General features: G+C 67.4%; 21 protein-coding genes. 12 read left to right on the top strand and 9 right to left on the bottom strand.

Annotated elements, in window-relative coordinates:
* Nucleotides 1–185: 185 nt before the first annotated feature.
* The 8 genes from nhaA to SMN802W_RS0114740 all read left to right on the top strand — a co-directional run bounded on the left by nhaA (nucleotide 186) and on the right by SMN802W_RS0114740 (nucleotide 10,375).
* The gene (nhaA, locus tag SMN802W_RS0114780) at nucleotides 186–1,361 is read left to right on the top strand and encodes a Na+/H+ antiporter NhaA (protein WP_026326176.1); all 1,176 of its coding nucleotides are present in this window, start codon (nucleotides 186–188) and stop codon (nucleotides 1,359–1,361) included.
* A gap of 146 nt (nucleotides 1,362–1,507) precedes the next feature.
* Nucleotides 1,508–2,401: a TorF family putative porin gene (locus SMN802W_RS0114775; RefSeq protein ID WP_019517695.1), complete on the top strand. Its 894-nt coding sequence runs from the start codon at nucleotides 1,508–1,510 to the stop codon at nucleotides 2,399–2,401.
* A gap of 112 nt (nucleotides 2,402–2,513) precedes the next feature.
* The gene (gene kdpF / locus SMN802W_RS17295; protein WP_019517694.1) at nucleotides 2,514–2,603 is read left to right on the top strand and encodes a K(+)-transporting ATPase subunit F; all 90 of its coding nucleotides are present in this window, start codon (nucleotides 2,514–2,516) and stop codon (nucleotides 2,601–2,603) included.
* A 13-nt stretch (nucleotides 2,604–2,616) separates the two neighbouring features.
* On the top strand, nucleotides 2,617–4,335 hold the full coding sequence (gene kdpA, locus SMN802W_RS0114760) for a potassium-transporting ATPase subunit KdpA (RefSeq protein ID WP_019517693.1): 1,719 nt from the start codon (nucleotides 2,617–2,619) through the stop codon (nucleotides 4,333–4,335).
* A 15-nt stretch (nucleotides 4,336–4,350) separates the two neighbouring features.
* A complete protein-coding gene (kdpB, locus tag SMN802W_RS0114755) occupies nucleotides 4,351–6,399 on the top strand; it encodes a potassium-transporting ATPase subunit KdpB (RefSeq protein WP_019517692.1) in 2,049 nt (682 codons plus the stop codon).
* A gap of 13 nt (nucleotides 6,400–6,412) precedes the next feature.
* Nucleotides 6,413–7,000 carry a potassium-transporting ATPase subunit KdpC gene (gene kdpC / locus SMN802W_RS0114750; RefSeq protein WP_026326175.1) on the top strand — a complete coding sequence of 196 codons (588 nt, stop codon included), beginning with the start codon at nucleotides 6,413–6,415 and terminating at the stop codon, nucleotides 6,998–7,000.
* On the top strand, nucleotides 7,000–9,687 hold the full coding sequence (locus tag SMN802W_RS0114745) for a DUF4118 domain-containing protein (protein WP_019517690.1): 2,688 nt from the start codon (nucleotides 7,000–7,002) through the stop codon (nucleotides 9,685–9,687). The genes kdpC and SMN802W_RS0114745 overlap by 1 nt, the downstream gene beginning before the upstream one ends.
* Before the next feature lies 1 nt (nucleotide 9,688).
* Entirely contained in the window at nucleotides 9,689–10,375 is a 687-nt protein-coding gene (locus SMN802W_RS0114740) for a response regulator transcription factor (RefSeq protein ID WP_019517689.1), read from the top strand.
* A 27-nt stretch (nucleotides 10,376–10,402) separates the two neighbouring features.
* Here SMN802W_RS0114740 and SMN802W_RS0114735 read toward each other — a convergent pair whose 3' ends face one another.
* The 4 genes from SMN802W_RS0114735 to SMN802W_RS18405 all read right to left on the bottom strand — a co-directional run bounded on the left by SMN802W_RS0114735 (nucleotide 10,403) and on the right by SMN802W_RS18405 (nucleotide 15,144).
* Nucleotides 10,403–11,716, bottom strand: a complete 1,314-nt coding sequence (locus SMN802W_RS0114735; RefSeq protein ID WP_019517688.1) for an ABC transporter ATP-binding protein — start codon at nucleotides 11,714–11,716, stop codon at nucleotides 10,403–10,405.
* A 14-nt stretch (nucleotides 11,717–11,730) separates the two neighbouring features.
* Complete coding sequence (locus tag SMN802W_RS0114730; protein WP_051083633.1) at nucleotides 11,731–13,494, bottom strand: ABC transporter permease; 1,764 nt, start codon at nucleotides 13,492–13,494, stop codon at nucleotides 11,731–11,733.
* Nucleotides 13,495–13,585: 91 nt separating this feature from the next.
* Nucleotides 13,586–14,965, bottom strand: coding sequence for a carbohydrate porin (locus SMN802W_RS0114725; RefSeq protein WP_037524263.1), 1,380 nt, complete (start codon nucleotides 14,963–14,965; stop codon nucleotides 13,586–13,588).
* A 26-nt stretch (nucleotides 14,966–14,991) separates the two neighbouring features.
* Complete coding sequence (locus tag SMN802W_RS18405) at nucleotides 14,992–15,144, bottom strand: hypothetical protein (protein WP_156818925.1); 153 nt, start codon at nucleotides 15,142–15,144, stop codon at nucleotides 14,992–14,994.
* Between the two features lie 284 nt (nucleotides 15,145–15,428).
* On the opposite strand from SMN802W_RS18405, the gene SMN802W_RS0114715 reads away from it, so the two are divergent.
* Nucleotides 15,429–15,707: a metal/formaldehyde-sensitive transcriptional repressor gene (locus SMN802W_RS0114715; RefSeq protein ID WP_019517684.1), complete on the top strand. Its 279-nt coding sequence runs from the start codon at nucleotides 15,429–15,431 to the stop codon at nucleotides 15,705–15,707.
* Nucleotides 15,708–16,450: 743 nt separating this feature from the next.
* Here SMN802W_RS0114715 and SMN802W_RS0114710 read toward each other — a convergent pair.
* From SMN802W_RS0114710 to SMN802W_RS0114700, 3 genes are read right to left on the bottom strand one after another with little or no spacing between them, the layout of a single operon-like run.
* Nucleotides 16,451–17,608 carry an acyl-CoA dehydrogenase family protein gene (locus tag SMN802W_RS0114710; RefSeq protein ID WP_019517683.1) on the bottom strand — a complete coding sequence of 386 codons (1,158 nt, stop codon included), beginning with the start codon at nucleotides 17,606–17,608 and terminating at the stop codon, nucleotides 16,451–16,453.
* The gene (locus SMN802W_RS0114705; RefSeq protein WP_019517682.1) at nucleotides 17,605–18,366 is read right to left on the bottom strand and encodes an SDR family NAD(P)-dependent oxidoreductase; all 762 of its coding nucleotides are present in this window, start codon (nucleotides 18,364–18,366) and stop codon (nucleotides 17,605–17,607) included. The genes SMN802W_RS0114710 and SMN802W_RS0114705 overlap by 4 nt, the downstream gene beginning before the upstream one ends.
* Nucleotides 18,367–18,376: 10 nt before the next feature.
* Nucleotides 18,377–19,117: an SDR family NAD(P)-dependent oxidoreductase gene (locus SMN802W_RS0114700; RefSeq protein ID WP_019517681.1), complete on the bottom strand. Its 741-nt coding sequence runs from the start codon at nucleotides 19,115–19,117 to the stop codon at nucleotides 18,377–18,379.
* Between the two features lie 153 nt (nucleotides 19,118–19,270).
* Here SMN802W_RS0114700 and SMN802W_RS0114695 point away from each other — a divergent pair, with 153 nt between their 5' ends.
* Together SMN802W_RS0114695 and SMN802W_RS0114690 are read left to right on the top strand one after the other, a co-directional pair.
* Nucleotides 19,271–19,966, top strand: a complete 696-nt coding sequence (locus tag SMN802W_RS0114695; RefSeq protein WP_019517680.1) for a carboxymuconolactone decarboxylase family protein — start codon at nucleotides 19,271–19,273, stop codon at nucleotides 19,964–19,966.
* A 46-nt stretch (nucleotides 19,967–20,012) separates the two neighbouring features.
* A complete protein-coding gene (locus SMN802W_RS0114690) occupies nucleotides 20,013–20,636 on the top strand; it encodes a TetR/AcrR family transcriptional regulator (protein ID WP_083925818.1) in 624 nt (207 codons plus the stop codon).
* Here the strand turns inward: SMN802W_RS0114690 and SMN802W_RS0114685 are convergent.
* Nucleotides 20,633–22,258, bottom strand: a complete 1,626-nt coding sequence (locus tag SMN802W_RS0114685) for a class I adenylate-forming enzyme family protein (protein WP_238560224.1) — start codon at nucleotides 22,256–22,258, stop codon at nucleotides 20,633–20,635. The two genes, SMN802W_RS0114690 and SMN802W_RS0114685, sit on opposite strands and share 4 nt — an antisense overlap.
* 86 nt (nucleotides 22,259–22,344) lie before the next feature.
* A complete protein-coding gene (locus SMN802W_RS0114680; protein WP_026326171.1) occupies nucleotides 22,345–23,091 on the bottom strand; it encodes an SDR family NAD(P)-dependent oxidoreductase in 747 nt (248 codons plus the stop codon).
* 146 nt (nucleotides 23,092–23,237) lie between these two features.
* Here SMN802W_RS0114680 and SMN802W_RS0114675 point away from each other — a divergent pair, with 146 nt between their 5' ends.
* The gene (locus SMN802W_RS0114675) at nucleotides 23,238–24,011 is read left to right on the top strand and encodes a LuxR C-terminal-related transcriptional regulator (RefSeq protein ID WP_019517676.1); all 774 of its coding nucleotides are present in this window, start codon (nucleotides 23,238–23,240) and stop codon (nucleotides 24,009–24,011) included.
* Nucleotides 24,012–24,014: the final 3 nt, after the last annotated feature.

Raw genomic sequence — 24,014 nt, 5'->3', positions numbered from 1 at the left:
TGATGCGACTGTCTGCACCGGGTGTCGCGCGTTCGCGGGCGGCAGGTTTGTAAGCGCTGGTCGGGCCGCCAGCGCCGACCCTCGCTGCCCGGAGCATCGGCTTGCGCGACCACGATCCCGTTTCTACGCCCGCCGACCCGTCCGTGCCCGAGCACGACACCTCACCCATCGTCACCGCGGCGAAGCTGGCGGTCCGGTTGAAGCCCAAGTCGGCGCTGCGCGCGTTCCTGCGTAGCGAGGCATCGGGCGGGCTGGTGCTGATGGCGGCGGCCGCGGCGGCGATGATCGTGGCCAACAGCCCGCTGGGTGACGGCTATACCCGGCTGCTCGCCGTGCACGTCGGTCCCATGTCGGTGCTGCACTGGATCGACGATGCGCTGATGGCATTGTTCTTCCTGCTCGTCGGGCTGGAGATCAAGCGCGAGCTGGTCGACGGGCATCTCTCCAGCTGGTCCGACCGCGCGCTGCCCTCGATCGCGGCGGCGAGCGGGATGGCAGTGCCGGCCGCGGTCTATCTGGCGATTGCGGGCGGCACGCCCGGGCTGGCGCGCGGCTGGGCGATCCCGTCGGCGACCGACATCGCCTTCGCGATCGGGGTCATGGCGCTGCTAGGCAAGCGTGTGCCGGCGTCGCTGAAGCTGTTCCTGACCACCGTAGCGATCGTCGACGACATGGGCGCGGTCGCGGTGATCGCGCTTGCCTATACCAACGAGATCAGCGGGCTCGCGCTGCTTGGCGCAGGTGTGATCGCGGGCGTCATGTTCGTGCTCAATCGGCTGGGCGTGGTGCGATTGCTGCCGTATCTGGTGCTCGGACTCGGCCTGTGGGTGGCGGTGTGGATGTCGGGCATCCATGCGACGATCGCCGGGGTCGTGACCGCGGCGTTGATCCCGATCCGGCGCTCGCCCGGCGCGCCCGATGCGGCGGGATCGCCGCTCCACCGGCTCGAACATGCGCTGCAATCGTGGGTCGCCTATGCGATCGTGCCGCTGTTCGGTTTCGCCAACGCGGGCGTGTCGCTGGCGGGGTTCAGCCTCGCGACGCTGGTTGCGCCGTTGCCGCTTGGGATCGCGGCGGGGCTCATCGTCGGCAAGCAGGTGGGCGTGTTCGGCGCGGTGTTCGCTGCGGCGCAGTTCGGCTGGGCAACAAAACCGCGTGGTGCCTCGTGGGCGCAGGTCTATGGCACCGCGCTGTTGTGCGGGATCGGTTTCACGATGAGCCTGTTCATCGGCGGGCTTGCTTTTGCCGATCCGCTGCTCGAGCGCGAGGTGAAGCTTGGTGTGCTCGCCGGATCGGTGCTGTCCGCGCTGGCGGGATCGGGCGTGCTGCTTCTCTCGGGCAGGTCGGCGCGCCGGCACTGAGTGCAGGCGGCGCGCAGAAAAGCGGCTTCTATATGCGCGCACTATGCGATTTGCCGGAATCGCTCTCGAATTCGAACGACGGCGGCGCCTAATCGCGCACCCTCAAGGCGACGTCATGGGACGATCGCTCCTCAAGGGGTGCAAGAATGAAGTGCCATTTCGTCGTCGTCGCCGCGGTCGCAGCGCTGGCACTGCCAGCCGCCGCGCAGGCGCAGTCGCAACCGGCGTCGACGCCCGCCGACAAGGCGGTCGCGGCCTCGGACACCGCGCCGCCGCCCGCGCTGACCGTCAGCGGGTCGGTCGGGATCGCGTCGGACTATCGCTTTCGCGGCGTGTCGCAGTCGGACGAGCATCTGGCGGTCCAAGGCGGGATCACGGTCGCGCACGAGAGCGGGCTGTATGTCGGTACCTGGGCATCGAACCTGGCGGGCTGGGGCACGTTCGGCGGCGCCAACATGGAGCTCGACCTGATCGGCGGCTACAAGGCGAAGCTTGCCGACAATGCAACGCTGGATGTCGGCCTGACTTGGTACATGTATCCCGGCGGCGCGAACAAGACCGACTTCGCCGAACCCTATGCCAAGCTGACGGGCACCGCCGGCCCCGCCACGCTGACGGCAGGTGTCGCCTATGCGCCGAAACAGCAGGCGATCGGCAAATGGTACAACACCGGCGCCGATGCGGCGGCGGGCGTCTACAATCGTCCGGGCGCGAAGGACGACAACCTCTACCTGTGGGGCGACGGCGCAGCCGCGGTGCCGGGTACGCCGTTCACCGCCAAGGCGCATGTCGGGCACAGCTGGGGACAGGACGGGCTTGGGCCGAACGCGACCGCAGTGTCGCCGACCGGCGCTTACTGGGACTGGTCGCTCGGCGCCGATGCCACCTACAAGAACCTGACCTTCAACGTCAGCTATGTCGACACGGACATCTCGAACCGCGACGCCGCCTATCTGCGTCCGAGCTTCAGCAAGGGGCAGGACGGCACCGGCAACATCGCCGGCAGCACCGTCGTCGTCTCGCTGACCGCGGCCTTCTGAGCATCGGAGGATAGCAATGCAGGACCTGCTCTGGATCGCCATCATGGTGGGACTGGTGGCGCTGACGCTCGCCTTTGTCCGCCTGTGCGACAATGCGTGAGGGAGAAATAGCGTGACCCTCGACCTCTGGCTGGCGGCGCTGACCGCGATCGGCCTCCTCGTCTATCTGGTGGCGGTGCTTATCCGCCCCGAACGCTTCTGAAGGGAGCGGTTCCATGACATTCCAGGGCTGGTTCCTGATCCTCGCCTTCACGGGCATCCTGCTGGCGCTGGCCAAGCCGGTCGGCATGTGGCTCCACGCACTGTACGAAGGGCGGCGCACACCGCTGCACATCGTGCTGGGCCCGGTCGAGCGCGTTTTCTACAAGCTGTCGGGCATCGATCCCGCGCAAGAGCAGGGCTGGCGCCGCTACGCGGTGCACATGCTGCTGTTCAACACGGTGCTGATGTTCTTCACCTATGCGGTCCTGCGGTTGCAGGGCGTGCTGCCGGGCAATCCGCAGGAGCTTGGCGGGTTGAGCGAGCATCTGTCGTTCAACACCGCGATCAGCTTCACCGCCAACACCAACTGGCAGAGCTATGGCGGTGAGTCGACCATGTCGAACCTCGGCCAGATGCTGGGATTGACGATCCACAATTTCCTGTCGGCGTCGACGGGCATCGCGCTCGCCTTTGCGCTGTTCCGCGGCTTCGCGCGGCGCGAGGCGCATGTCCGGGGTATGGGGACGGTCGGCAACTTCTGGGCCGACGTGACGCGCGTCACGCTCTACCTGCTGCTGCCGCTCTGCGTCATGCTGACGATCTTCTATATCGCGAGCGGCGTGCCGCAGACGATGTCGGGCGTCGTGGGCGTCCAGACGCTGGAAGGCGTGCGCCAGTCGATCCTGCTCGGACCCGTGGCCAGCCAGGAAGCGATCAAGATGCTCGGCACCAACGGTGGCGGCTTCTTCAATGCCAATTCCGCGCATCCGTTCGAGAACCCGACCGCGCTGACCAACTTCGTCCAGATGCTGTCAATCTTCGTCATCGGTGTCGGGCTGACCTGGACCTTCGGCAAGGCGGTCGGCAACACGCGGCAGGGCTGGGCGATCCTCGCGGCGATGATGATGCTGTTCCTGGTCGGGACCGGTGTCACTTACTGGGCCGAAGCCGCGGGCAATCCAGTGCTCCACAACCTGGGCGTCGCCGGCGGCAACATGGAGGGCAAGGAGGTGCGCTTCGGCATCGCCATGTCCGCGCTGTTCTCGGTCGTCACCACGGCTGCATCATGCGGTGCGGTCAACGCGATGCACGACAGCTTCACCGCGCTCGGCGGGCTGGTGCCGCTGTTCAACATGCAGCTGGGCGAGGTCGTGATCGGCGGCGTCGGCGCCGGCATCTACGGCTTCCTCCTGTTCGCCATCCTGGCGGTGTTCGTCGCCGGGTTGATGGTCGGACGCACGCCCGAATATGTCGGCAAGAAGATCGAGGCGCGCGAGGTGAAGCTCGCCGTGCTCGCGATCGCGGTGCTGCCGCTGATGATCCTGGGGCTGACCGCCTTGTCGTCGGTGTTGCAGCAGGGGCTGGCGGGTCCGCTCAACAAGGGGCCGCACGGCTTCAGCGAGATCCTGTACGCCTTCACATCCGCGGTCGCGAACAATGGATCGGCCTTCGCCGGACTGACCGCCAACACGCCTTATTACAACGGCCTGTTGGGTGTCGCGATGTGGGTCGGCCGCTTCTTCATCATCGTTCCGATGCTGGCGATCGCGGGCAGCCTCGCGGCCAAGAAGTACACGCCGGAGAGCGCGGGGTCGTTCCCGACCACGGGCGGACTGTGGGTCGGCCTGCTGGTCGGCATCATCCTCGTTCTGGGTGGCCTCACCTTCCTGCCGAGCCTCGCGCTCGGTCCCATCGCCGATCATCTCAGCATGATCCGCGGCCAGCTGTTCTGACACGGGGACGCCATCATGGCACAAGAAACCCAACATCGCGCCGACACGAAAAGCCTGTTCACCGCCGACCTGGTCGTACCGGCGATCAAGGCGTCGTTCCTTAAACTCAATCCCGAGGAACTGATCCGCAACCCGGTCATGTTCGTGACCGCGACCGTCGCCGCACTGATGACGGTGCTGCTCGTCATCGGTCATGACGATCTGACGACCGGCTTCAAGCTGCAACTCGTCATCTGGCTGTGGCTCACCGTGCTGTTCGGCACCTTTGCCGAGGCGCTGGCGGAAGGGCGCGGCAAGGCGCAGGCCGCCAGCCTGCGCGCGACCAAGGCCGATCTGGTCGCCAAGCGGCTGAAAGGGGACGGGCGTCAGTTCGACGACGTACCCGCCAGCCAGCTGAAGGTCGGCGACATCGTGCTGGTCGAGACGGGCGACCTGATCCCGTCCGACGGTGAGGTCGTCTCCGGCGTCGCGAGCGTCAACGAGGCGGCGATCACCGGCGAGAGCGCGCCCGTCATCCGCGAGGCGGGCGGCGACCGCTCGGCGGTGACGGCGGGCACGCGCGTCATCTCCGACGAGATCCGCGTGCAAGTGACGGTCGAGCCCGGCAAGGGCTTCCTCGACCGCATGATCGCACTGGTCGAGGGTGCGGAGCGGCAGAAGACGCCGAACGAGATCGCGCTGACATTGCTGCTGGTCGGTCTGACGATCATCTTCCTGATCGCGGTCGGCACCATTCCGGGCTTCGCCTCCTACGCCGGCGGGTCGATCCCGGTGGCGATCCTCGCGGCGCTGCTCATCACGCTGATCCCGACGACGATCGCGGCGCTGCTGTCGGCGATCGGCATCGCGGGCATGGACCGGCTGGTGCGGTTCAACGTGCTGGCTAAATCGGGCCGTGCGGTCGAGGCGGCGGGCGATGTCGACGTGCTGCTGCTCGACAAGACGGGCACCATCACGATTGGTGACCGGCAGGCGAGTGAATTCCGCGCCGTTGGCGGCGCGAGCGAGGCCGAGCTGGCGGAGGCGGCGCTGCTCGCCAGCCTTGCCGACGAAACGCCCGAGGGTCGCTCGATCGTCGTACTCGCGCGCGAGCGCTTCAACCTGCAACGTCCGTTGCCGGAAGGGGCCGAGATCATTCCGTTCACCGCGCAGACGCGCGTGTCGGGTGTCCGGTTCGAGCACACGCTGATCCAGAAGGGCGCGGTCGATTCGATCCTGCGCGCCAACGAGGGATCGGGCTCGACCGCGGCGGCGACCGAGTTGCGCCGCATCACCGACGAGATCGCGCGCGCGGGCGGCACGCCGCTGGCGGTGGCGAAGGACGGCCGTCTGCTCGGCGCGATCTTCCTGAAGGACGTGGTCAAGGCGGGCATCCGCGAACGCTTCGGCGAGTTGCGCACGATGGGCATCCGCACGGTGATGATCACCGGCGACAATCCGCTGACCGCCGCGGCGATCGCGGCGGAGGCGGGCGTCGACGACTTCCTCGCGCAGGCGACGCCCGAGGACAAGCTGGCGCTGATCCGGGCAGAGCAGCAAGGGGGCAAGCTGGTCGCGATGTGCGGCGACGGCACCAACGACGCGCCGGCGCTTGCGCAGGCGGATGTCGGCGTGGCGATGAACACCGGCACGCAGGCGGCGCGCGAAGCGGGCAACATGGTCGACCTCGACAGCGACCCGACCAAGCTGATCGAGGTCGTGGGTCTGGGCAAGCAGTTGCTGATGACGCGCGGCGCGCTCACCACCTTCTCGGTCGCGAACGACGTGGCGAAGTATTTCGCGATCATCCCGGCGATGTTCGTCGCGCTCTATCCGGGTTTGGGTGTGCTGAACGTCATGGGGCTGGCGACGCCGCAGTCGGCGATCCTGTCGGCGATCATCTTCAACGCGCTCATCATCCCGCTGCTGGTGCCGCTGGCGCTGAAAGGCGTCGCGTACAGGCCGATGGCGGCGGGTCCGCTGCTGGCGCGCAACCTCGCCGTCTATGGTCTCGGCGGCCTCGTCGCGCCGTTCGTCGGCATCAAGCTGATCGACCTCGTGGTCGGCAGCCTCGGTCTAGCGTAAGGACACAAGCAACATGGGTAAGGACTTCTCCTCCGCGCTGCGCCCCGCGATCGTCATGACGATCCTGTTCGCCGCGCTCCTCGGGCTCGCATATCCGTTGGCGATGACCGGCATCGGGCAGTTGGTCTTCCCGGCGCAGGCGAACGGCAGCCTGGTGCGGGGTGCGCAGGGTCAGGTGATCGGCTCGACCGTGGTCGGTCAGGCGTTCACCACCGATCGCTATTTCAATACGCGGCCATCGGCTGCGGGCAAGGGCTATGACGGGCTCGCCTCCTCGGGCTCGAACCTCGGCCCCGCGTCGCAGGCGCTGGTCGACCGCGTGAAGGCCGATGTGGCGAAGCAGCGCGGCGCAGGCGTCGCGGGCGCACTGCCGGCCGATCTCGTCACCGCCAGCGGGTCGGGGCTCGATCCCGATCTGTCGCCCGCCGCCGCGCAGGCGCAGGCGCCGCGGATCGCGAAGACACGCGGGCTGCCGTTGGCGCGCGTGCGGACGCTCGTCGCGCAGCTGACGGTCCGTCCGCTCCTGGGTGACCCGCGCGTCAACGTCCTCGCGCTTAACCAGGCGCTGGACGCGGCGCAGCGGGGAGCGACCGCGCGCTGATGCCGGTTGCGGGATCAGGACACGAGGCTGCGCGTCCCGATCCCGACGCGCTGCTGCGCGCCGCCGCGCAGGAGGGCAGGGGGCGGCTCAAAATCTTCCTCGGCGCCGCGCCGGGTGTCGGCAAGACGTTCGAGATGCTGTCCGAAGGTGCCGCGCGCCGCCGCGACGGCGCCGACGTGGTGATCGGCGTGGTCGAGACGCACGGCCGCGCCGAGACCGAAGCGCTGACGCGCGGGCACGAGATCATCGCACGCCGCGAGGTGCCGTACGAGGGCCGCACGCTGCGCGAGATTGACCTTGATGCGATCCTCGCGCGCGCGCCGCGGCTGGTGCTGGTCGACGAACTCGCGCACACCAACGCGCCCGGCAGTCGCCATCCCAAGCGATATCAGGATGTCGAGGAACTGCTGTCGGCCGGGATCGACGTCTATTCGACCGTCAACATCCAGCACGTCGAGAGTTTGAACGACGTCGTCGCCAGCTTCACGCGGGTGCGGGTGCGTGAGACGGTGCCCGACCGCATCCTTGAGCTGGCCGAGATCGAGGTCGTCGACATCCCGCCCGACGAGCTGATCGAGCGGTTGAAGGCAGGCAAGGTATACCTGCCGGCTGAGGCAACGCGCGCGCTGGGCCATTTCTTCTCCAAATCGAACCTGTCGGCATTGCGCGAGCTGGCGCTGCGCCGCGCGGCGCAGGCGGTCGACGCGCGGATGCTCGACGATGTGCGCGCACTAGGGCTGGGCGGCACCTGGGCGGGCAGCGACCGCATCGTCGTCGCGATCAGCGAGCAACCGGGCTGCGACGCGCTGGTCCGGGCGGCGAAACGCGTCGCCGACGGCCTGCGCGGCCCATGGACCGCGGTGTTCATCGAGACACCGCGCGCGGCGCATTTCACCGACGAGCAGCACGCGCGCGTCGCCGCGACGATGACGCTCGCGACGCAACTGGGTGCGGCAGTCGCGACCGTGCCGGCCGAGCGCGTCGTCGCGGGGCTGCAAGCGGTGCTGGTGGACCTGCGTGCGACGCAGCTGGTGCTCGGCAAGTCGCACCGCTCGCGCTGGTTCGAGCTGCGCCACGGCTCGATCGTCGACCAGCTGGTGCGCGACACACCCGACGTGACCGTCCACGTCCTGCCGATGCCGGTCGCGACGCAGGCGAGTGCGCGCAGCATGTCCGGTCGCGGCGGACAGTGGGGCAGCCCTGCCGGCTATGCGATCACCACCGGGCTGGTCGCCGTCGTCACCGCCCTGGCGAGCGCGCTGTTCCAGATTCTCAACCTCGGCAACGTGGCGCTCTTGTACCTGCTGCCGGTCATGGCGGCGGCGAGCCTGTTCGGGTTGCGCACCGGGCTCTACGCCGGGATCGCATCGAGCCTTGCGTACAATTTCTTCTTTCTGCCGCCGACCGGCACACTGACGATCAGCAACCCTGAGAACCTTATCTCGGTGATCGTGCTGCTCGGCATCGCGGTCGCCACCAGCCAGCTGACCGCACGGGTGAGGGCGCAGGCCGACCTGGCGACTGCCAGCGCACGGACCAACGCGATCCTGGCCGGATTCCTGCGCCAGATCGCAGGCGTCAACGACCTAGACACCGCGGCGCAGATGATCTGCGACGATGTGCGTCGCCTGCTCGACGTGCAGGTCGTGCTGCTCGGGCGCGAACATGGACCTGAACTCGATATCATGGCCGCGAGCGATCCGGCGTATCGCCTCGACACGATGGACACGGCCGCGGCGAGCTGGGCGTTCGACACCGGCAGCCCGGCGGGGAAGGGATCGGGGACGCTCGCCGCGTCGGAATGGCTGTTTCAGCCGATGAAGACGGGCGAGCGCGTGCTGGGCGTAATCGGCGTCGCGAGCGACCGGGTCGGCAGCCCCGTGCGCGCCGACCAATTGCCGCTGCTCAGCAGCCTGATCGACCAGTCGGCGTTGGTGCTCGAACGGCTGCGCTTGCAGGCGGAGATGCGCGACGTCGACGCGGTGCGGACGCGCGACCGGCTGCGCGCGGCGCTATTGTCGTCGGTCAGCCACGACCTGCGCACGCCACTGACCGCGGTGATCGCCGCCGCCGCGCAACTGCACCACGGCGCGAGCCCCGAACTGATCGGCACGATCGAGAGCGAGGCGCAGCGCCTGAACCGTTTCGTCGCCAACCTGCTCGACATGGCGCGGGTCGAGGCCGGAGCGCTCAAACTTCGGGTCGAGGCGATCGATCTGAGCGATGCGGTGACCGGCGCCGCGCACGACGCGCGCTGCGCGCTGGAGGGGCACGCCGTTCGCCTCGACGTGCCGCCCGACCTGCCGCTGGTGCGCGCGGACCCGCAATTGCTGCACCATTGTCTGCTCAACCTGCTCGACAATGCCGGGCGCTACGGCGAACCCGGCAGCGAGATCGTGATCGAGGGGCGCAACCGCTACGGCGAACTCAGGCTGGCGGTGCTCGATCATGGACCCGGCCTGCCACCCGGCCGCGAGAACGAGGTGTTCGAGACGTTCCGCCGGCTGGAAGGGTCCGACCGCGCGATCGGCGGCACCGGGCTCGGCCTCGCGATCGTCAAGGCGTTCGCGGAAGCGATGGGGATGATCGTCGAGGCAGCGAATCGTTCCGACGCGACGGGCGCGGCCTTCGTGCTGGTTTTCCCGCCGGTCCTGATCGTCCGCGATAGCTTGACCGAGGGTAACTGAGATGCCGACCCGGATACTGGTGGTGGATGACGATGCCGCGATCCGTCGCCTGCTGCGCAACACGCTGCTCCGCGCGGGCTATGACGTGGTCGAGGCCGCGAACGGGAAGGATGCGCTGCGTCAGGCGGTGGGCGAGCATCCGGATGCGGTGCTGCTCGACCTCGGCCTGCCCGACCGTGACGGCCTTGGCATCATTCCGCTGCTGCGCGCGCAGGGCGATCTCGTCATCCTGGTCGTGTCGGCGCGCGATGCGGTGGATGAAAAAGTGACCGCACTCGATCTTGGCGCGGACGATTTCGTGACCAAGCCGTTCGACACCGACGAGTTGCTGGCGCGGCTGCGTGTCGCGCTGCGTCACCAGGGTTCCGCACAGGTGACGCAAAAGGTGGTCAGGCGCGGCGACCTCGTCATCGATCTCGATCGCCGCATCGTCACGCGTGGCGGCGAGGAGGTGCATCTGACGCGCAAGGAGCATGACGTGCTCGGCGTCCTCGCGCGCCACACCGGACGCGTCGTGACGCACGAGCGGTTGCTGTCGGGATGCTGGCGCGCCGACGAGGAACCGCGCGTCGAATATCTGCGCATCGTCATCCGCAACCTGCGGCAGAAACTCGAGGCGCCGCAAGCAGTCGGCACCGTGATCGGCAACGAACTGGCCGTCGGTTATCGCCTCCGCCCCGACCAGTGAGCGGGTGCGGTTGCCCAAGCGCGCTGGTCAGGCCGGATCGTCGAGGCTGAAGCGGTCTTCATCATCGTCGTACGCGAACAACTCCGCGTAGCGCCCCCATTCGGTCACCACCTTCAACGTGATGCCGGCAAAGTCGGGCGACATGTGATCCTCCAGCTCGTCGCGGAAGCGCCGCGCAGGAGCCTGATGCGTCGGCCGTTCGTCAAGCACGGTGCGGATGTGCCGCGCCAGCCGGACCTGCGTTTCCAGCGCGCGGCGGAAATTGGTCTTGCGTTGATCGACCCCCTCCTGCGCGAACGCGTGCCCGCGCCGGGTCAGGACCGCATCGCCGTCGACCACGTCGATGAAGTGGAGCAACTGCAGGCTTTCCACGATCGGGAACAGGTCGTCGATCTCGAGCTGGAGCGTATCGGCGAGCGTCGAGAGCGGTGCGCGTCCGAGGAAGGGTGCAGCCTCGACTTCCTCGATCAGCCCGGCCAGCGTGTTGACCGACACGTCGGGCAATGGCCGTTCGATGCCGTGTTCGGCGGACGTCCCGGGCGCGACACCGGCCACCGTCGGCGATGGCACCGGCCGCTGCGTCATGGTCGCGTATATCTGCTCGACCAGGTCCCTGAATGCTGGATCGAGCCGGTCGCGCGGTTGCGGCAGGTCGACGCGGAACTCCGCGGCGATCCGCCCCGGATTGGACGACAGCACGAGGATGCGATCGCACATCAGCACCGCTTCCTCGATATTGTGGGTGACGATCAGGATCGACGCGATGCCGAGTTTCTCCTCGCCCCACAGCTCGAGCAGGTCAGTCCGCAGCGTCTCGGCGGTCAGCACGTCGAGCGCGGAGAACGGCTCGTCCATCAGCAGCAGCGATGGTTCCACCACCAACGCGCGCGCCAGCCCGACGCGCTGCCGCATGCCGCCCGACAGTTCCTTGGGAAAGGCGTTCTCGAACCCGTCGAGTCCGATCAGATCAATCGCGGCGAGCGCGCGCCGGCGTCGCTCGTCCGCCGGCACCCGCTGCGCCTCCAGCCCCAGCTCGACATTCTGCTGCACGGTCAGCCACGGCATCAGCGCGAATGACTGGAACACCATCGCGACCGAGCGGGGATCGCCGGCATCGTCGGGAACGAAGGTCAGCTCGCCCGCGGTCGGGCTGACCAGACCCGCGATCGAGCGCAGCAGCGTGGATTTGCCCGAGCCCGATCGCCCGAGCAGCCCGACGACCTCGCCTTCGTTCACGGCCAGCTCGACATCGTCGAGGATCGGTGTTCCGCCCTCGACTCCGCCGTAGCTGTGGCTGAGGCGCTCGATGGTGACGACGGGCTTGGAACGGGCGATGGTCATGGCCGTGAGGTTCCTCAGGACAGCCGCAGGCGGCGTTCGGAGATGCGGTAAAGCGGGCGAAAGAGCAGGCGGTTGATCGCGATCACGAACACCGACATGACCATGATACCGAGCAGCACGCGCGCGCTGTCGCCGGCGGCGGTCGCATCGGCGATGTAGCTGCCGAGCCCGCTGGCGCGCAGGTGGGTCGACCCCCACGACACGGCCTCCGCGACGATGCTGGCGTTCCACGATCCGCCCGATGCGGTCAGCGCTCCGGTGACATAATAAGGGAAGATGCCGGGCAGGATCAGGCGGCGCCACCATTGCCAGCCTCGCACGCCGAACATCTGGCCGGCCTCGATCAGGTCGTTGGGTATCGCGCTTGCGCCTGCGATGACGTTGAACAGGATGTACCACTGCGTCCCCAGCACCATCAGCGGCGACAGCCACACGTCGGCTTCGAGGTGGAAGCGGACGATCGCCACCACCGCAATCGGGAACAGGACGTTGGCCGGGAAGGCGGCGAGGAACTGCGCGACCGGCTGGATCCGCGCCGCCCAACGCGGGCGCAGGCCGATCCACACGCCGACCGGCACCCAGATCAGACTGGCGATGACGATCAGCACCACGACCCGCAGCAGCGTCAGCAGGCCGTAGCCGAGCGCGCGTGCGGCATCGCCCGGCGTCAGCGTTTGGCCGAGGAAGCGGATTGCATAAAGGCTCGCCGCGACTGCCGCAGCGATGACCAGCAGCGTCCACAGTCGCAGACCGGGCGGCGGCGCGCCCTTGCGCGGGGCGAACTGCCGCCGTTGCGCCATCGGTTTTGGCGCTGCCTCCGCGACGAAGATGAGCGCGGCGGCTCCGCGCAGCGGCGCGTTCAGCACCGGCAGCAACCGTGCACGCCGGAACAGATCGAACACCCACGATCGCGGCGGGCTGACACTGGCGGTCTGTTCGACGCGGAAGCGATCGGCCCAGGCGATGACCGGCCGGAACACGAGCTGATCGTAGAGCAGGATGACCACCGCCATCGCCGCGACCGCCTGCGCCACCGCGATCAGGTCCCGTCGCTCGATTGCAAGCGCAAGCCATGATCCGATCCCCGGCAGCATGATCTGCGTATGCCCGACGCTGATCGCCTCCGATGCGACAACGAAGAACCAGCCGCCCGACATCGACATCATCGCGTTCCACACGAGGCCCGGCGTTGAAAACGGAAGCTCGACACGCAGCAGCCGTCGCAAGGGCGACAGTCCGAACCCGCTGGCGACTTCGTTCAGGTCTGCGGGCACCTGCCGCAGCGACTGGTACAGGCTGAACGCCATGTTCCACGCCTGGCTGGTGAAGATTGCGAAGATCGCGGCGCATTCGACCCCGATCCGGCTGCCGGGGAACAGCCCCATGAACGCGGTGACCGTGAAGGTCATGAAGCCTAGCACCGGCACCGACTGAAGGATGTCGAGCGCGGGGATGATGACCAGCTCGGCACGACGGCTCTTGGCCGCGGCGGTCGCCGCCACGACCGTGAAGACGAACGACGCCGTCAGCGCGGCGAACAGGCGCAGCGTGGTCAGCAGTGCGTAGCCGGGCAACATCCGCCAGTCGATCGAGACCGCCTCCACCCGCAGCCGCGACAGCGGCTCGACCGCGTCGTGCACGCCGCTCGCCACGCCGACGCCGACGGCGAGCAGGATGGTGAAGAGCGCGAGGTCGGGCCACCCTATGCCGGCACGTAGACCGCGCGGTGCGAAGCCCAGGAAACCGGTGCGTTGGGTGTCAGGTGCTCGTGGCGTCATCTTGTCACCCTTTGATCGCGGCTTGGCGCGGCCACGCCAGGGTGCCGACACCCGGCGACGTGTGCTGACGACCGTGTTGCAACGCGCATGCTCAGAACGCCTCGTGTGCGCGGACCGCGAAGACGTTGGCGGGGCCGCGGTCGCGATTGTAGCCGGGGTTGGCGACCAACTGATAATCGAGCGAGAACTCGACGCCCGCGCCGGCGGTCAGCTTGTAATAGGCCTCGCCAATATATTCCGGCCCCGGATGCAGCAGTCTCCCGTCGCCGACGAGGACGCCGAGGCCGCCTGCATCGAGGTAGCGTCCATGCGCGCGACTGATGCCGTTGACGACCAGCACCGCTCCGATCGTGTCGCCGCCGCGGCTCCACCCCGCGCCATTGAGCGTGAGGCCCGCCTGCGCCGTCCGGTCGATATCGGTGAAATCGTACGGCTCGACCTGGCCGTCGGCGATGCCGGCGCGGGCAAAGATGCCGAACGTGTCGGTGACCGCCTGCTCGGCATTGACGCTGACGCCGATGCGCGTTTGGCGGCGGCGCACCAGCGCGGTGTCGGCATGTCCGCCTATGCGACTTGCCAGCGTCACCGCCGCGTCGAAGCGTCCGAATTGCCCGCGGTTACGGAACATCGTGACGCGCACCGCGCCCGGACGTCCGCCGATCAGGTGGCGATGCTCGACCTCGGCATCGAGCTGATATTGCCCGAACCCGGTTTCGAGGGCTTCTCCATTCGGCACCGTCGACAGGTTGAAGCCGCCAAAGCGCAGCGCCCACGCTCTTCGGTACCATTCGGCGGCCGCGCCGGTGCTGTATCCCCAGGCGTCGGCGGCATAGTCGAAGCTGCCGGCATCGACTGCGGCCCAGTTCAGGAAGTCGCCGCGTGGATCGTGCGCGTAGCTGTTGGTGTCGAACACGTCGCCAACGCCGAACTTGCCCGCGGTCAGCACGATGCGATCGGTCATGCGCGATCCGGAAAGCTGATTGGCAACGCCGGCGACTTCCTCCCGCGTTCCGTCAAGCGCGATCGTCTCGCGCAAGAACAGGCGCTGAAGCCGCAGATACGGATCGCTGCGCCCGACCTTGTACGCTTCCGCGCTTGGAAAACCGGCGACGCCCAGCGTGTTCGACAGGCCGAAACCCTGGTCGATTTCCGGGTTCGCCCACAGTTCTGCTCCCGCCCACGGGCGAACGCCGGCGTAGAGCGTCACGTCGACCGTCTCTTTGGCCTGATGCGGCGCAAGGCTGTTGGTGCCGCTGTAGGGAGACGTGAAGCCGGGCGTGGCTTGAAGGACGAACGTCGCCTGCGCATGGATCGCGACACGTCCGTCGGCAGCCATCGTTTGAGGCGGGACGGTCGCAGCAGGGGCGGTGACGCCGGATGCACGCGCCTCAACGACTTGCGCGCTCGCCGGCGCATGGATCGCGACACAGGCGATCGCGCAGGCGGTCGCCAGCAAGGGGTTTGTCCGCATCGTCCGATGGCCTTGCCGCTGTCCGATCACAGCGCGGGACGCTCGCGCGACGGACGCAGTCGCACCGTTCGCGCTTGCCCAACAACGCTCGCATGGAGCGCAAGGCGGATGCGCCGGCTCAGATGCTCGACGCGGACAGTCTCGACGTGCCGTTGGACACGCAGCACAAACAGGGTCATCGCGACCTCCTGGTAATCCGGGTTTCATCCGGTCCGGGAGATCGGCGTCACCGCGATCAGGCGATGGGCGCGAACTCCCCGACCATGTCACGTCCCGCGGTGCGGATCAGCGGAGCCAGGCTCCTACTGTCGCCCTCGCAGGACACGGCGGTAGATCGGGCGTTCATCATGGTCCTTCGTCTGGCACGCAGGCGCGCACCGTGATTTCGAGTCGTGAAACTCACGATCGATAGACGCCCCATACCTATCCGGGGTATAGGATCAAGCCCCAGACCGGAGCAGGCATGAGCCACGTCGAAAAAGAGAAGAAGAAGCTGCTCAACCGCCTGAAGCGCATGCGCGGACAGCTCGAGGCGATCGAACGTGCGGTCGAAGAGGACCGTGAGTGCGCGCGCGTGCTGCAACAGGCGACCGCGTGCCGCGGCGCGCTCGACGGCTTCATCGCCGAGGTCATCGAGGATCACATCCGCGAACATCTGATCGATCCGGCGTCCTCCGCCGACAGTCCGCATCGTGCCGCCGCCGAGGAACTGGTCGAGATCGTTCACGCCTATCTGACTTGATCGGAGATGACCGATCGCCTTGCCTGTGCCCGATCAGCGAACGCCTTTCCCTGACTAATCGTCAGCACGACGTTTCGCGTCAGGGACGAGCAGGAGCGCGACGACCATCGACAAGTTCGGATCTGGTAGCTGGCATCGACCTGCTCCTCGCCGGTGGGAGCACGCGCCGACGACGATGACCGGCTTTGGCTTCTGAAGGGTGCATAGGCCCGCCAGCCGACCCTATCATCCATGGTTATCGCGCTGGAAATGGTGCCCCTTCATGGACAAAGATGGGCACTCAAATCGCTGGACAATTTGGCTGCCGAGACGGCAAACACCTTGCGCTCGGTTGCTTCAAAGGCGCTAACGACCCAGACCTGGACGCCCCGGGCTGGTTTGCCATTCCCGAAGCCGGCCGCTCGTTCATCCGCAGGGCCGCTCCCCTCGTGCCTGCTGTGAACAGCTAATCGGGGACCCACCCGCCATTCCTGCCAACGTGCGCTAGCTAGGCGACAGCTGATGTCCGCGAGGGGCGGCGGACGTGATCCTGGTCAACAGAGTCACGTCGGCTCCTTCAGAAATCGATCACACCGTCGACCCTTAAGAAGCTGGAGGAATTCTCAACGACCCGGATGAAGCTTCGTGGCGGGGCCGCAGCAACTGCACTCTGAACGGTCATCCCAGTCTCCTTGCTGAGCCTGAGTTACAGCGCGACGCTCACATCGATATGTCCTGACCATGGAAGTTTCTTGAAACCTTGGTCAAAGATTAGTCGTGCGCCAGTCGCGTTTGACCTTCTTGGCAAGGCTCCATTTGTGCACCTCGGTCGGGCCGTCGTAGATGCGGAACGCGCGCACCTCGCGGAACACCTGCTCGACGATCGTATCCCCGGTGACACCGGTACCGCCCATCACCTGCACGCAGCGATCGGCGATGCGCATCAGCGCCTCCGACACCGCGACCTTCGCCATCGAGCTTTCCGCGGTGCCGAGCGCGCCGGTGTCGAGCACGTCGGCGCACCAGTCGATCATCAGCTCGGCCTGTTTGAGGTCGATGAGGTTCTCCGCCAGCATGAAGCCGACGCCTTCGTGGTCGATCAGCGGTTTGCCGAAGGCGTGGCGCCGGTTGGCATAGTCGGTCGCGATCTCGTGCGCGCGTTGGCAGCTACCCAGCCAGCGCATGCAGTGGGTCAGCCGCGCCGGAGCGAGGCGGATCTGCGCGAGCTTGAACCCCTCGCCAGGGTTGCCGAGCATCTGGTCGGCGGGGATGCGCAGGTCGGTGATCTGCACCACCGCGTGGCCGCCTGGCATCGAGCTGTCGATCGTGTCGAGCACGCGCTCGATCCGAATCGCCGTATCCGGCAGGTCGACGAGGAACATCGTCGCACCTTCCTCGGCCTTCGCCATGACGATACCGACGCGTGCGCCTTCTGCGCCGGTGATGAACGCCTTGCGCCCGTTCACCACCCAGTGGTTGCCGTCCGCGACCGCGGTGGTCAGCATCATTGACGGGTCGGAGCCCGCGCCGCCGTCGGCGGCCGGCTCTGTCATGAAGAAGGCCGAACGCGCCTTGCCGCTGACGAGAGGATCAAGGAAGCGAGCCTTCTGCTCGGGCGACGCCGCCTTGCCTAACAGGTACATGTTGCCCTCGTCAGGCGCCATGACGTTGACCGCGAGTGGGCCGAGCGGCGAAAGCCCGGCAGCGCGCAGCACCTGCGCGGTTTCGCGGTGCGTCAGGTGGCTTCCGTCCGGCAGGATGTGCGGGGTGAGCACACCGGCCGCGCGCGCCAGTCCGCGCAATTCCTGCACCAGCGCGTCCGAGGGTCCGTGTGTGCCGCAGCGTGGGTCGCGCTCGTACGGTGCCACCGTCTCGCGGACGAACGCGGCGACCTTCGTCGCGATTTCGGTTCCGCGGGTCATCGCGGTGCCATCCGGATCGCGCCGTCGAGGCGGATCACGTCGCCGTTAAGCATCGGATTGGTCACGATCGCCTCCACCAAAGCAGCATATTCCTCCGGATGGCCCAGTCGACTGGGATGCGGAACCTGCGTACCGAGCGAATCCTGCGCCGCTTGCGGCAGACCCTTCAGCATCGGGGTCAGGAAGATGCCTGGCGCAATCGTCATCACACGAATGCGGTGCTGTGCCAGGTCGCGGGCGACCGGCAGCGTCATGCCCGCGACACCCGCCTTCGACGCGGCATAGGCCGCCTGGCCGATCTGCCCGTCGAATGCCGCGACCGAGGCCGTGTTGACGATCACACCGCGTTCTTCTCCGATCGGCTCTGCTGCCGCAAGCCGCGCGGCGAAGCGCGCCAGCACTGCGAAACTGCCGAGCAGATTGACCTCGATCGCCTGTCTGAACGCGGCGAGCGGGTGAGGGGCGCCATCCTTGTTCACCGTCTTGATCGCGGGCGCGACGCCGGCGCAATTGACGAGGATCCGGGCAACGCCGTGCGCCTGCTCCGCCTCGCCAAGCGCCTGCTCGATCGCGGCGTCGTCGGTCACGTCGAGCGCGGCGGCGCGCGCGCCGATCGAGGCTGCGTGGGCGGCGGCGGCGTCCGCGTCGCGGTCGACGATCGTCACCTTTGCGCCGCGCCCGGCGAGCAACGCCGCGGTCGCACCGCCCAGGCCCGAAGCGCCCCCGGTCACGATCGCGGCCAGTCCTGCTATCTTCATACGTTGATCCTTATTGCGCGGTGGAGCCGCCATCGACGACCAGTTCGGCACCCGTCATGTAGCGCGACGCGTCACTGGCGAGGAAGAGGATCGCGTCCGCGATCTCCTCCGGAGTCGCCTTGCGCCCGATCGGCGTGTCGGCGAGCAACGCGCGACGATCCTCCTCGCTCACGTGTGCGCCCGCGGTCAGCGGCGTTGCGACGTGGCCGGGATGGATTGAGTTCACGCGCACGTTGTTGCCGAGCGCGGCGCATTCCAGTGCGGCTGCCTTGGTGAACATCCGTACCCCACCCTTCGCCGCGCAATAGGAGCCGGTATTCGCCGCGCCTGCAATGCCGCGGATCGACGACATGTTGACGATCGCGCCGCCGTGCGCTGACTGCGTGAGCACGGGCAACAGGTATTTGGTGGCAAGGAAAACGCTGTCGAGATTGACCGCCATGATCGAGCGCCAGTGCTCCAGCGTGGTGTCCGCAATGGAGCGAAAGACGCCGAAGCCGGCATTGTTGATCAGCACATCAAGACTGTTGAGCGTTTCCGCCAGCGTGATCCAGCCCGCCTCATCGGTAACATCCAGTTGGTGAACGTGGTGGTCGCCGTCCAGTTCGGCACGTACCTGCGCAAGTCCATCGGCGTTACGATCGACCAGCCAGACGCGAGCGCCCTCGCGTGCAAAGCGTTGCGCGGTTGCGCGACCGATCCCCGATGCGGCCCCGGTGACAAGGGCGACCCGCCCGTCCAATACGCCCATCACCTGCTCTCCTGCTGTGGCGTCCAGCGCGCCCTCATGCGATTACGTACTCGACCGTCTGGTCGGTCGTCAATGACGGCTTGGTTGACGCAAGCGGCAACGATGCTAGCTTCTTTATCGACCGTATGGTCGGATGGTAGAGGATGGAGACATATGGCCGGTACGAACCTGCTGCTGGAAAACGGTCGCTTGCGCCGGAACGCGCCCAAAACGGTTGCCGGCTATCGCCGTTTTCGACACGTGATCGAGCAGGATGCGGCGCTTCCCGCTGAGATCAAGCGCCTGTTCGTCGCCGCCGCGGCCTGTACCAAAGGCTATGAAGCCATGGCACGGCGCGAATTGCGCGCAGCCAAAGATGCCGGGCTTGCGCTCGAGCCCGCGGCGGCAGCGATGACCATCCTGTCCAGCTCGCGCGGGGAGGGCGCCGCGCTCCGCTTCGCAGAAGTATTGCAGTCGGTGTACGGTGACGCCGCGACGATCGCCGCCGAAGAAACGACGATCGATGTCGCCGACGGCGAGACCAAACAGAACTTTGTCACGTACTTCGGTACGGTGCCGCCCTCACTGCAGCTGTTGCTTGACCTCGTGCCTGAGGGAGCAGACGCTTATTATCTGATGCGTGAGGGAACCCTGTCGCACACCGCGCTTGCGCCGCATCATGCCGAGCTGTTGCTGGTGACGGTGCTGGCTGCCGATTACAGCGAATGGTCGCGCGTCCACATGGACGGCGCGCGGCGTGCCGGCGCGACCGAGGCGCAGGTTGCGGAGGCGGTGCTGTGCGCCGTGCCGGTCGCGGGCCTGTCGGCCTGGGTCGTGGGCGCGACCGCGATGCTGCCAAAGGCGGGCTGAGGCGTGATGGACGCAAGGTCCGGGACGGACTAGGGTGGCGGTGCGCATGAAGACGGGAGAGATCATGGTCGCGAAATCGAGGAAGCGGGCGACCACCGAGGCGCATGACGAGAAGCGCGCCGAGATCATCGAACATTGCGCGGGCCTGTTCGACAAGGTCGGTTACCACAACACCTCGATGCAGATGCTGGCGGACGAGGTCGGGCTCGGCAAGCCGACGCTGTATCACTACTTTCCCAGCAAGATCTCGATCCTGTACGCGATCCACGACACGCATATTCGCGCGTTGCTGGGCGGTCTCGAACGGGCGCAGAGCGACGATCCGCTCGCGGGGCTGCGTTCGGCCTGCGTCGACATCCTTCGCCAGATCGCCAACCATCCGGGTTACGTCCGCGCGTTCATGGACAATTACGGCGATCTCGAAGGGCAGATGCGCGACGCGATCAGGCAGGCGCGGCGCGATTATTTCGAGCACGTCAAGGCGTTGATCTGCAAGGGCATCGACACCGGCGCGTTCCGGACGTGCGATCCCGTGCTTACCACCTACGGTTTTCTCGGCATGTGCAACTGGGCGTACAAATGGTATCCGCCGATGGCCTCCAAGCGTACGCCCGAGGAAGTCGCGGATGCGCTGTGCCAGCCATTCTTCGAGGGGCTGAAAGCCGACTAGCCGTCCCGCTGGCCAAGTGCGGCGAGGATGTCGCGCTTCAGCAGTTTTCCCGCCGCGTTGCGCGGTAGTGGCGCGGACGACAGCACGACCTCGACCGGAACCTTGAAGGCGGCGAGCCGCGCGGCGACGTGCGCGCGCAACTCTTCACCGCTCGCCACCGCGCCAGCGCGCAGCACGACAATCGCGATCGGCACCTCACCGAGCATGCGGTCGGGGCGACCGACCAGCGCGGCGTCCTGCACGGCCGGGTGCTCGTAGAGGCAGTTCTCGACCTCGATGCAGAACACGTTCTCGCCGCCGCGGATCACGATGTCCTTGGCGCGGTCGACGATGTGGACGAAGCCGTCCGCATCGATGCGGGCGAGATCGCCGGTGCGCAGCCAGCCGCCCTGTAGCACCGCCGCAGTCGCCGCCGGATCGTTCCAATAGCCGCGCATCACGTTCGGACCCGAGACCCACAGCTCACCCACCTGATCGGCCGGCAGGATGCGCCGACCGTCCTCACCGCGGACCTCCGCGCGCGCAACCGCGACTGGCGCGCCGCAACTCGTCGGTCGCCGGCGGTAGTCGTTTCCCGAATGCGTGAGCGTCAGTCCGCACGTCTCGGTCATGCCCCAGCCGTGACCCGGCACTGCCTGAGGTACGGCGCTCGCCAGTCGGTCGACCAGATCGGGCGCCGCTGCTGCGCCGCCATAACCCAGGCTTACCAGGCTGGTCAGGTCGCGTGTCGCGACGTCGGGATGATCGGCGAGCTGCAGCATCATGGTCGGCACGCCGATGACCCAGTTCAGCCGCTCGCGCTCGATCAGCCGCAGTGCCTCGCCCGCGTCCCAGCGATGCGTCAGTACCAGCTTGTTGCCCGCGTGCAGCGCCGGCGACAGGACCGCGAACGCGCCGGTGACGTGAAAGAACGGCACCGCCATCAGCGCACCACCCTGCGCTGCGCCTGCGTCGACAGTGGGCAGGGCGCCGTTATCGCACAAACTCGCCCGCGCACCCGCGAAGGCGGCTCCCGTGATATTGCTCAACATCGCGCGATGGCTCGCCAGCACGCCCTTCGGCTTGCCCGACGTGCCCGAGGTAAAGAAGATTGTCGCGGCATCGTCGGCGTCGAGCGACGCCGCGGGTAGCGGGCGATCGGGCAGGGCATGCCACTGCGCGGCCGTGCCGATGATGTCAGTCAGCGACGCGGCTCCGAGCATCGCACTGCGAACAGCGTAGCAGCGCACGCCAGCGGGCGGTGCGCCGAGGCGATCCAGCCGCTCCGCATCGGCGAACAGGTGCGTCGCGCCGCTATGCTCGAGCGCGTACGCCAGCTCGGCATGCTGCCACCACGCATTCATCGCGGTCGCGATCGCGCCGATCGACAGCGCGGCGAAGAAGACGACCGGCCACTCGGGCAGGTTGCGCATCGCGATCGCAACGCGGTCGCCGGGCCGGACGCCACCGTCGCAAAGGTGATGCGCGAGCGTCGACACTGCCTTGCGGAACGCGGCGACGCCGATGCGCTCGTCTTCGAAGATCAGGAAGTCGCGTGTGTCGTGGGCGGCGGCGTCGATCAGCAACTGGCGCGCGGTCGCGGGCGTGTGCACCCAGCAGCGTTGCGAGACACCGTCGATCACGCGCCTTTCGATCGCAAACGGGCTGTCTGGTGTTGTGAGCCGCGCATGCGCCGCCGCCATGCTCATCGCTGGCGGTGCTGTCCGGCTCACAACACACCACCGTCGACGCGGATGATCGCGCCGGTCGTGTAGCTCGACGCCGGGCTGGCGAGGTATAGCGCGGTGGAGACGATCTCCTCAGGCCGTCCGATCCGTTTGAGCGCGGAAGGCGCGTCGCGATCGTATTCCTCGCGCCAGCCGGCGGAGATGTCGGTCCAGAACGGCCCCGCCATGATCGCGTTGACGCGCACCGCGGGGCCGAATTCCATCGCCTGCGACCGCGTCAGGATGTTGAGCGCGCCCTTCGCCGCGGCATAGACCGGATAGGCGTGCGACGGGCGGATCGCGCCGATGCTGGTCACGTTGATGATCGAGCCATGCCGCGCGCGCAAATGCGGTTCGGCCAGCGCCGACAGGCGGAATGGTCCCTTGGTGTTCACCGCCACGATCTTGTCGAACAGTGCCTCGCTCATCGCGGCCGAGCTGTCCGCGACCGGTGCGATCCCGGCATTGTTGATCAGACAGTCGAGCCCTCCGAACGCGGCGACCGCCTCGTCGATCAGGCGATCAAGGCTCGACCAGTCGCCGACGTTGCCGGCGATTGCCGCAGCCTGCCCGCCTGCCGCACCTATCTCGGCGACCAGTTCATCGCACGCTTCGCGCTTGCGGCTGCACACGACGACATTCGCGCCGGCAGCGGCGAAGCCAAGCGACATGGCACGTCCCAGCCCGCGGCTGCCGCCGGTCACGAGCACCGTCTTGCCGGTAAAATCAAAGCTGGCGGCTGATGTCATGATCGCTCTCCCGCGCACGCTCTTGGTGCTTCCGCCGCCTGTTAGCACGCGGCCGGAGACCTCAGCCCTGTCACAATGGTCAGGCTGGACGAGCGCGCCTATACGCAAGGTCGCATGACCGTCCCCGCTTGCCATCGCCGCTCTACATGCTGATTGCCGACACGATCATCGACTCGGTCCGCATCAACGCGCCGCGCGATATCCGCCGCGCGGCCGAGGCGTTCCGCGACGCAGTCGCCGATCTGACCGGCCTGTACGTCAACGTGACGCACAACATTGCCGCCTCCGCGCCGATGACCGATGCGGACGGCAGCGTCCTCGCCAGCACGGTGTTCCAGCCCGAGGGCGCGCATGCCGATTGGTGGAAGGTGCCGCAACTGGCGCTCACCTCGCCCTTGCCGCGCGCGTGCCGGCTGGAGGCGGAGCCGTTCTGGTGTAACGCGCACGGCATCCACGCGCGCTCGCCCAATCCCTTGCTCCAGTCGCTCGACCTGTCGGACTTTGAGGCGCGCGCGCTGACCCGCGCGGCAATCGTCGTGCCGGTACACCTGCCGTTCGGGCAGATCGGCGCGGCTAGCTTCATCCATCCCGATGAAACGGTGGATGATCTGTCCGGCATCTACCAGCGGCATGACGAGGCGCTGGCGCTGCTCGCGCGCATCTTCATTGCCAGCTACGTGAAGGTGACCGAGCGCCCGCGCGAGCCACTCGCCGGATTGGCGCTCACCAAGCGCGAGGTCGAGTGCCTGCGCTGGGCGGCGGCGGGCAAGACCAACGACGACATCGCGGTGATCCTGGGGCTGAAGCGCACCACCATCCGCTTCCACATTCGTGCGGCGGCGCAGAAGCTCGACGCGGTCAACCGTGACCAAGCGTTGTTCAAGGCAGCGCAATTGGGGTTCCTCGGCACGCTGCGCTGACCC

The sequence above is a fragment of the Sphingomonas sp. Mn802worker genome (assembly GCF_000382485.1).
Classification (GTDB): Bacteria; Pseudomonadota; Alphaproteobacteria; order Sphingomonadales; family Sphingomonadaceae; genus Sphingomonas.
Note: the sequence above shows the minus strand (reverse complement) of the source record. Positions and strands in the feature narration are given on the sequence as shown.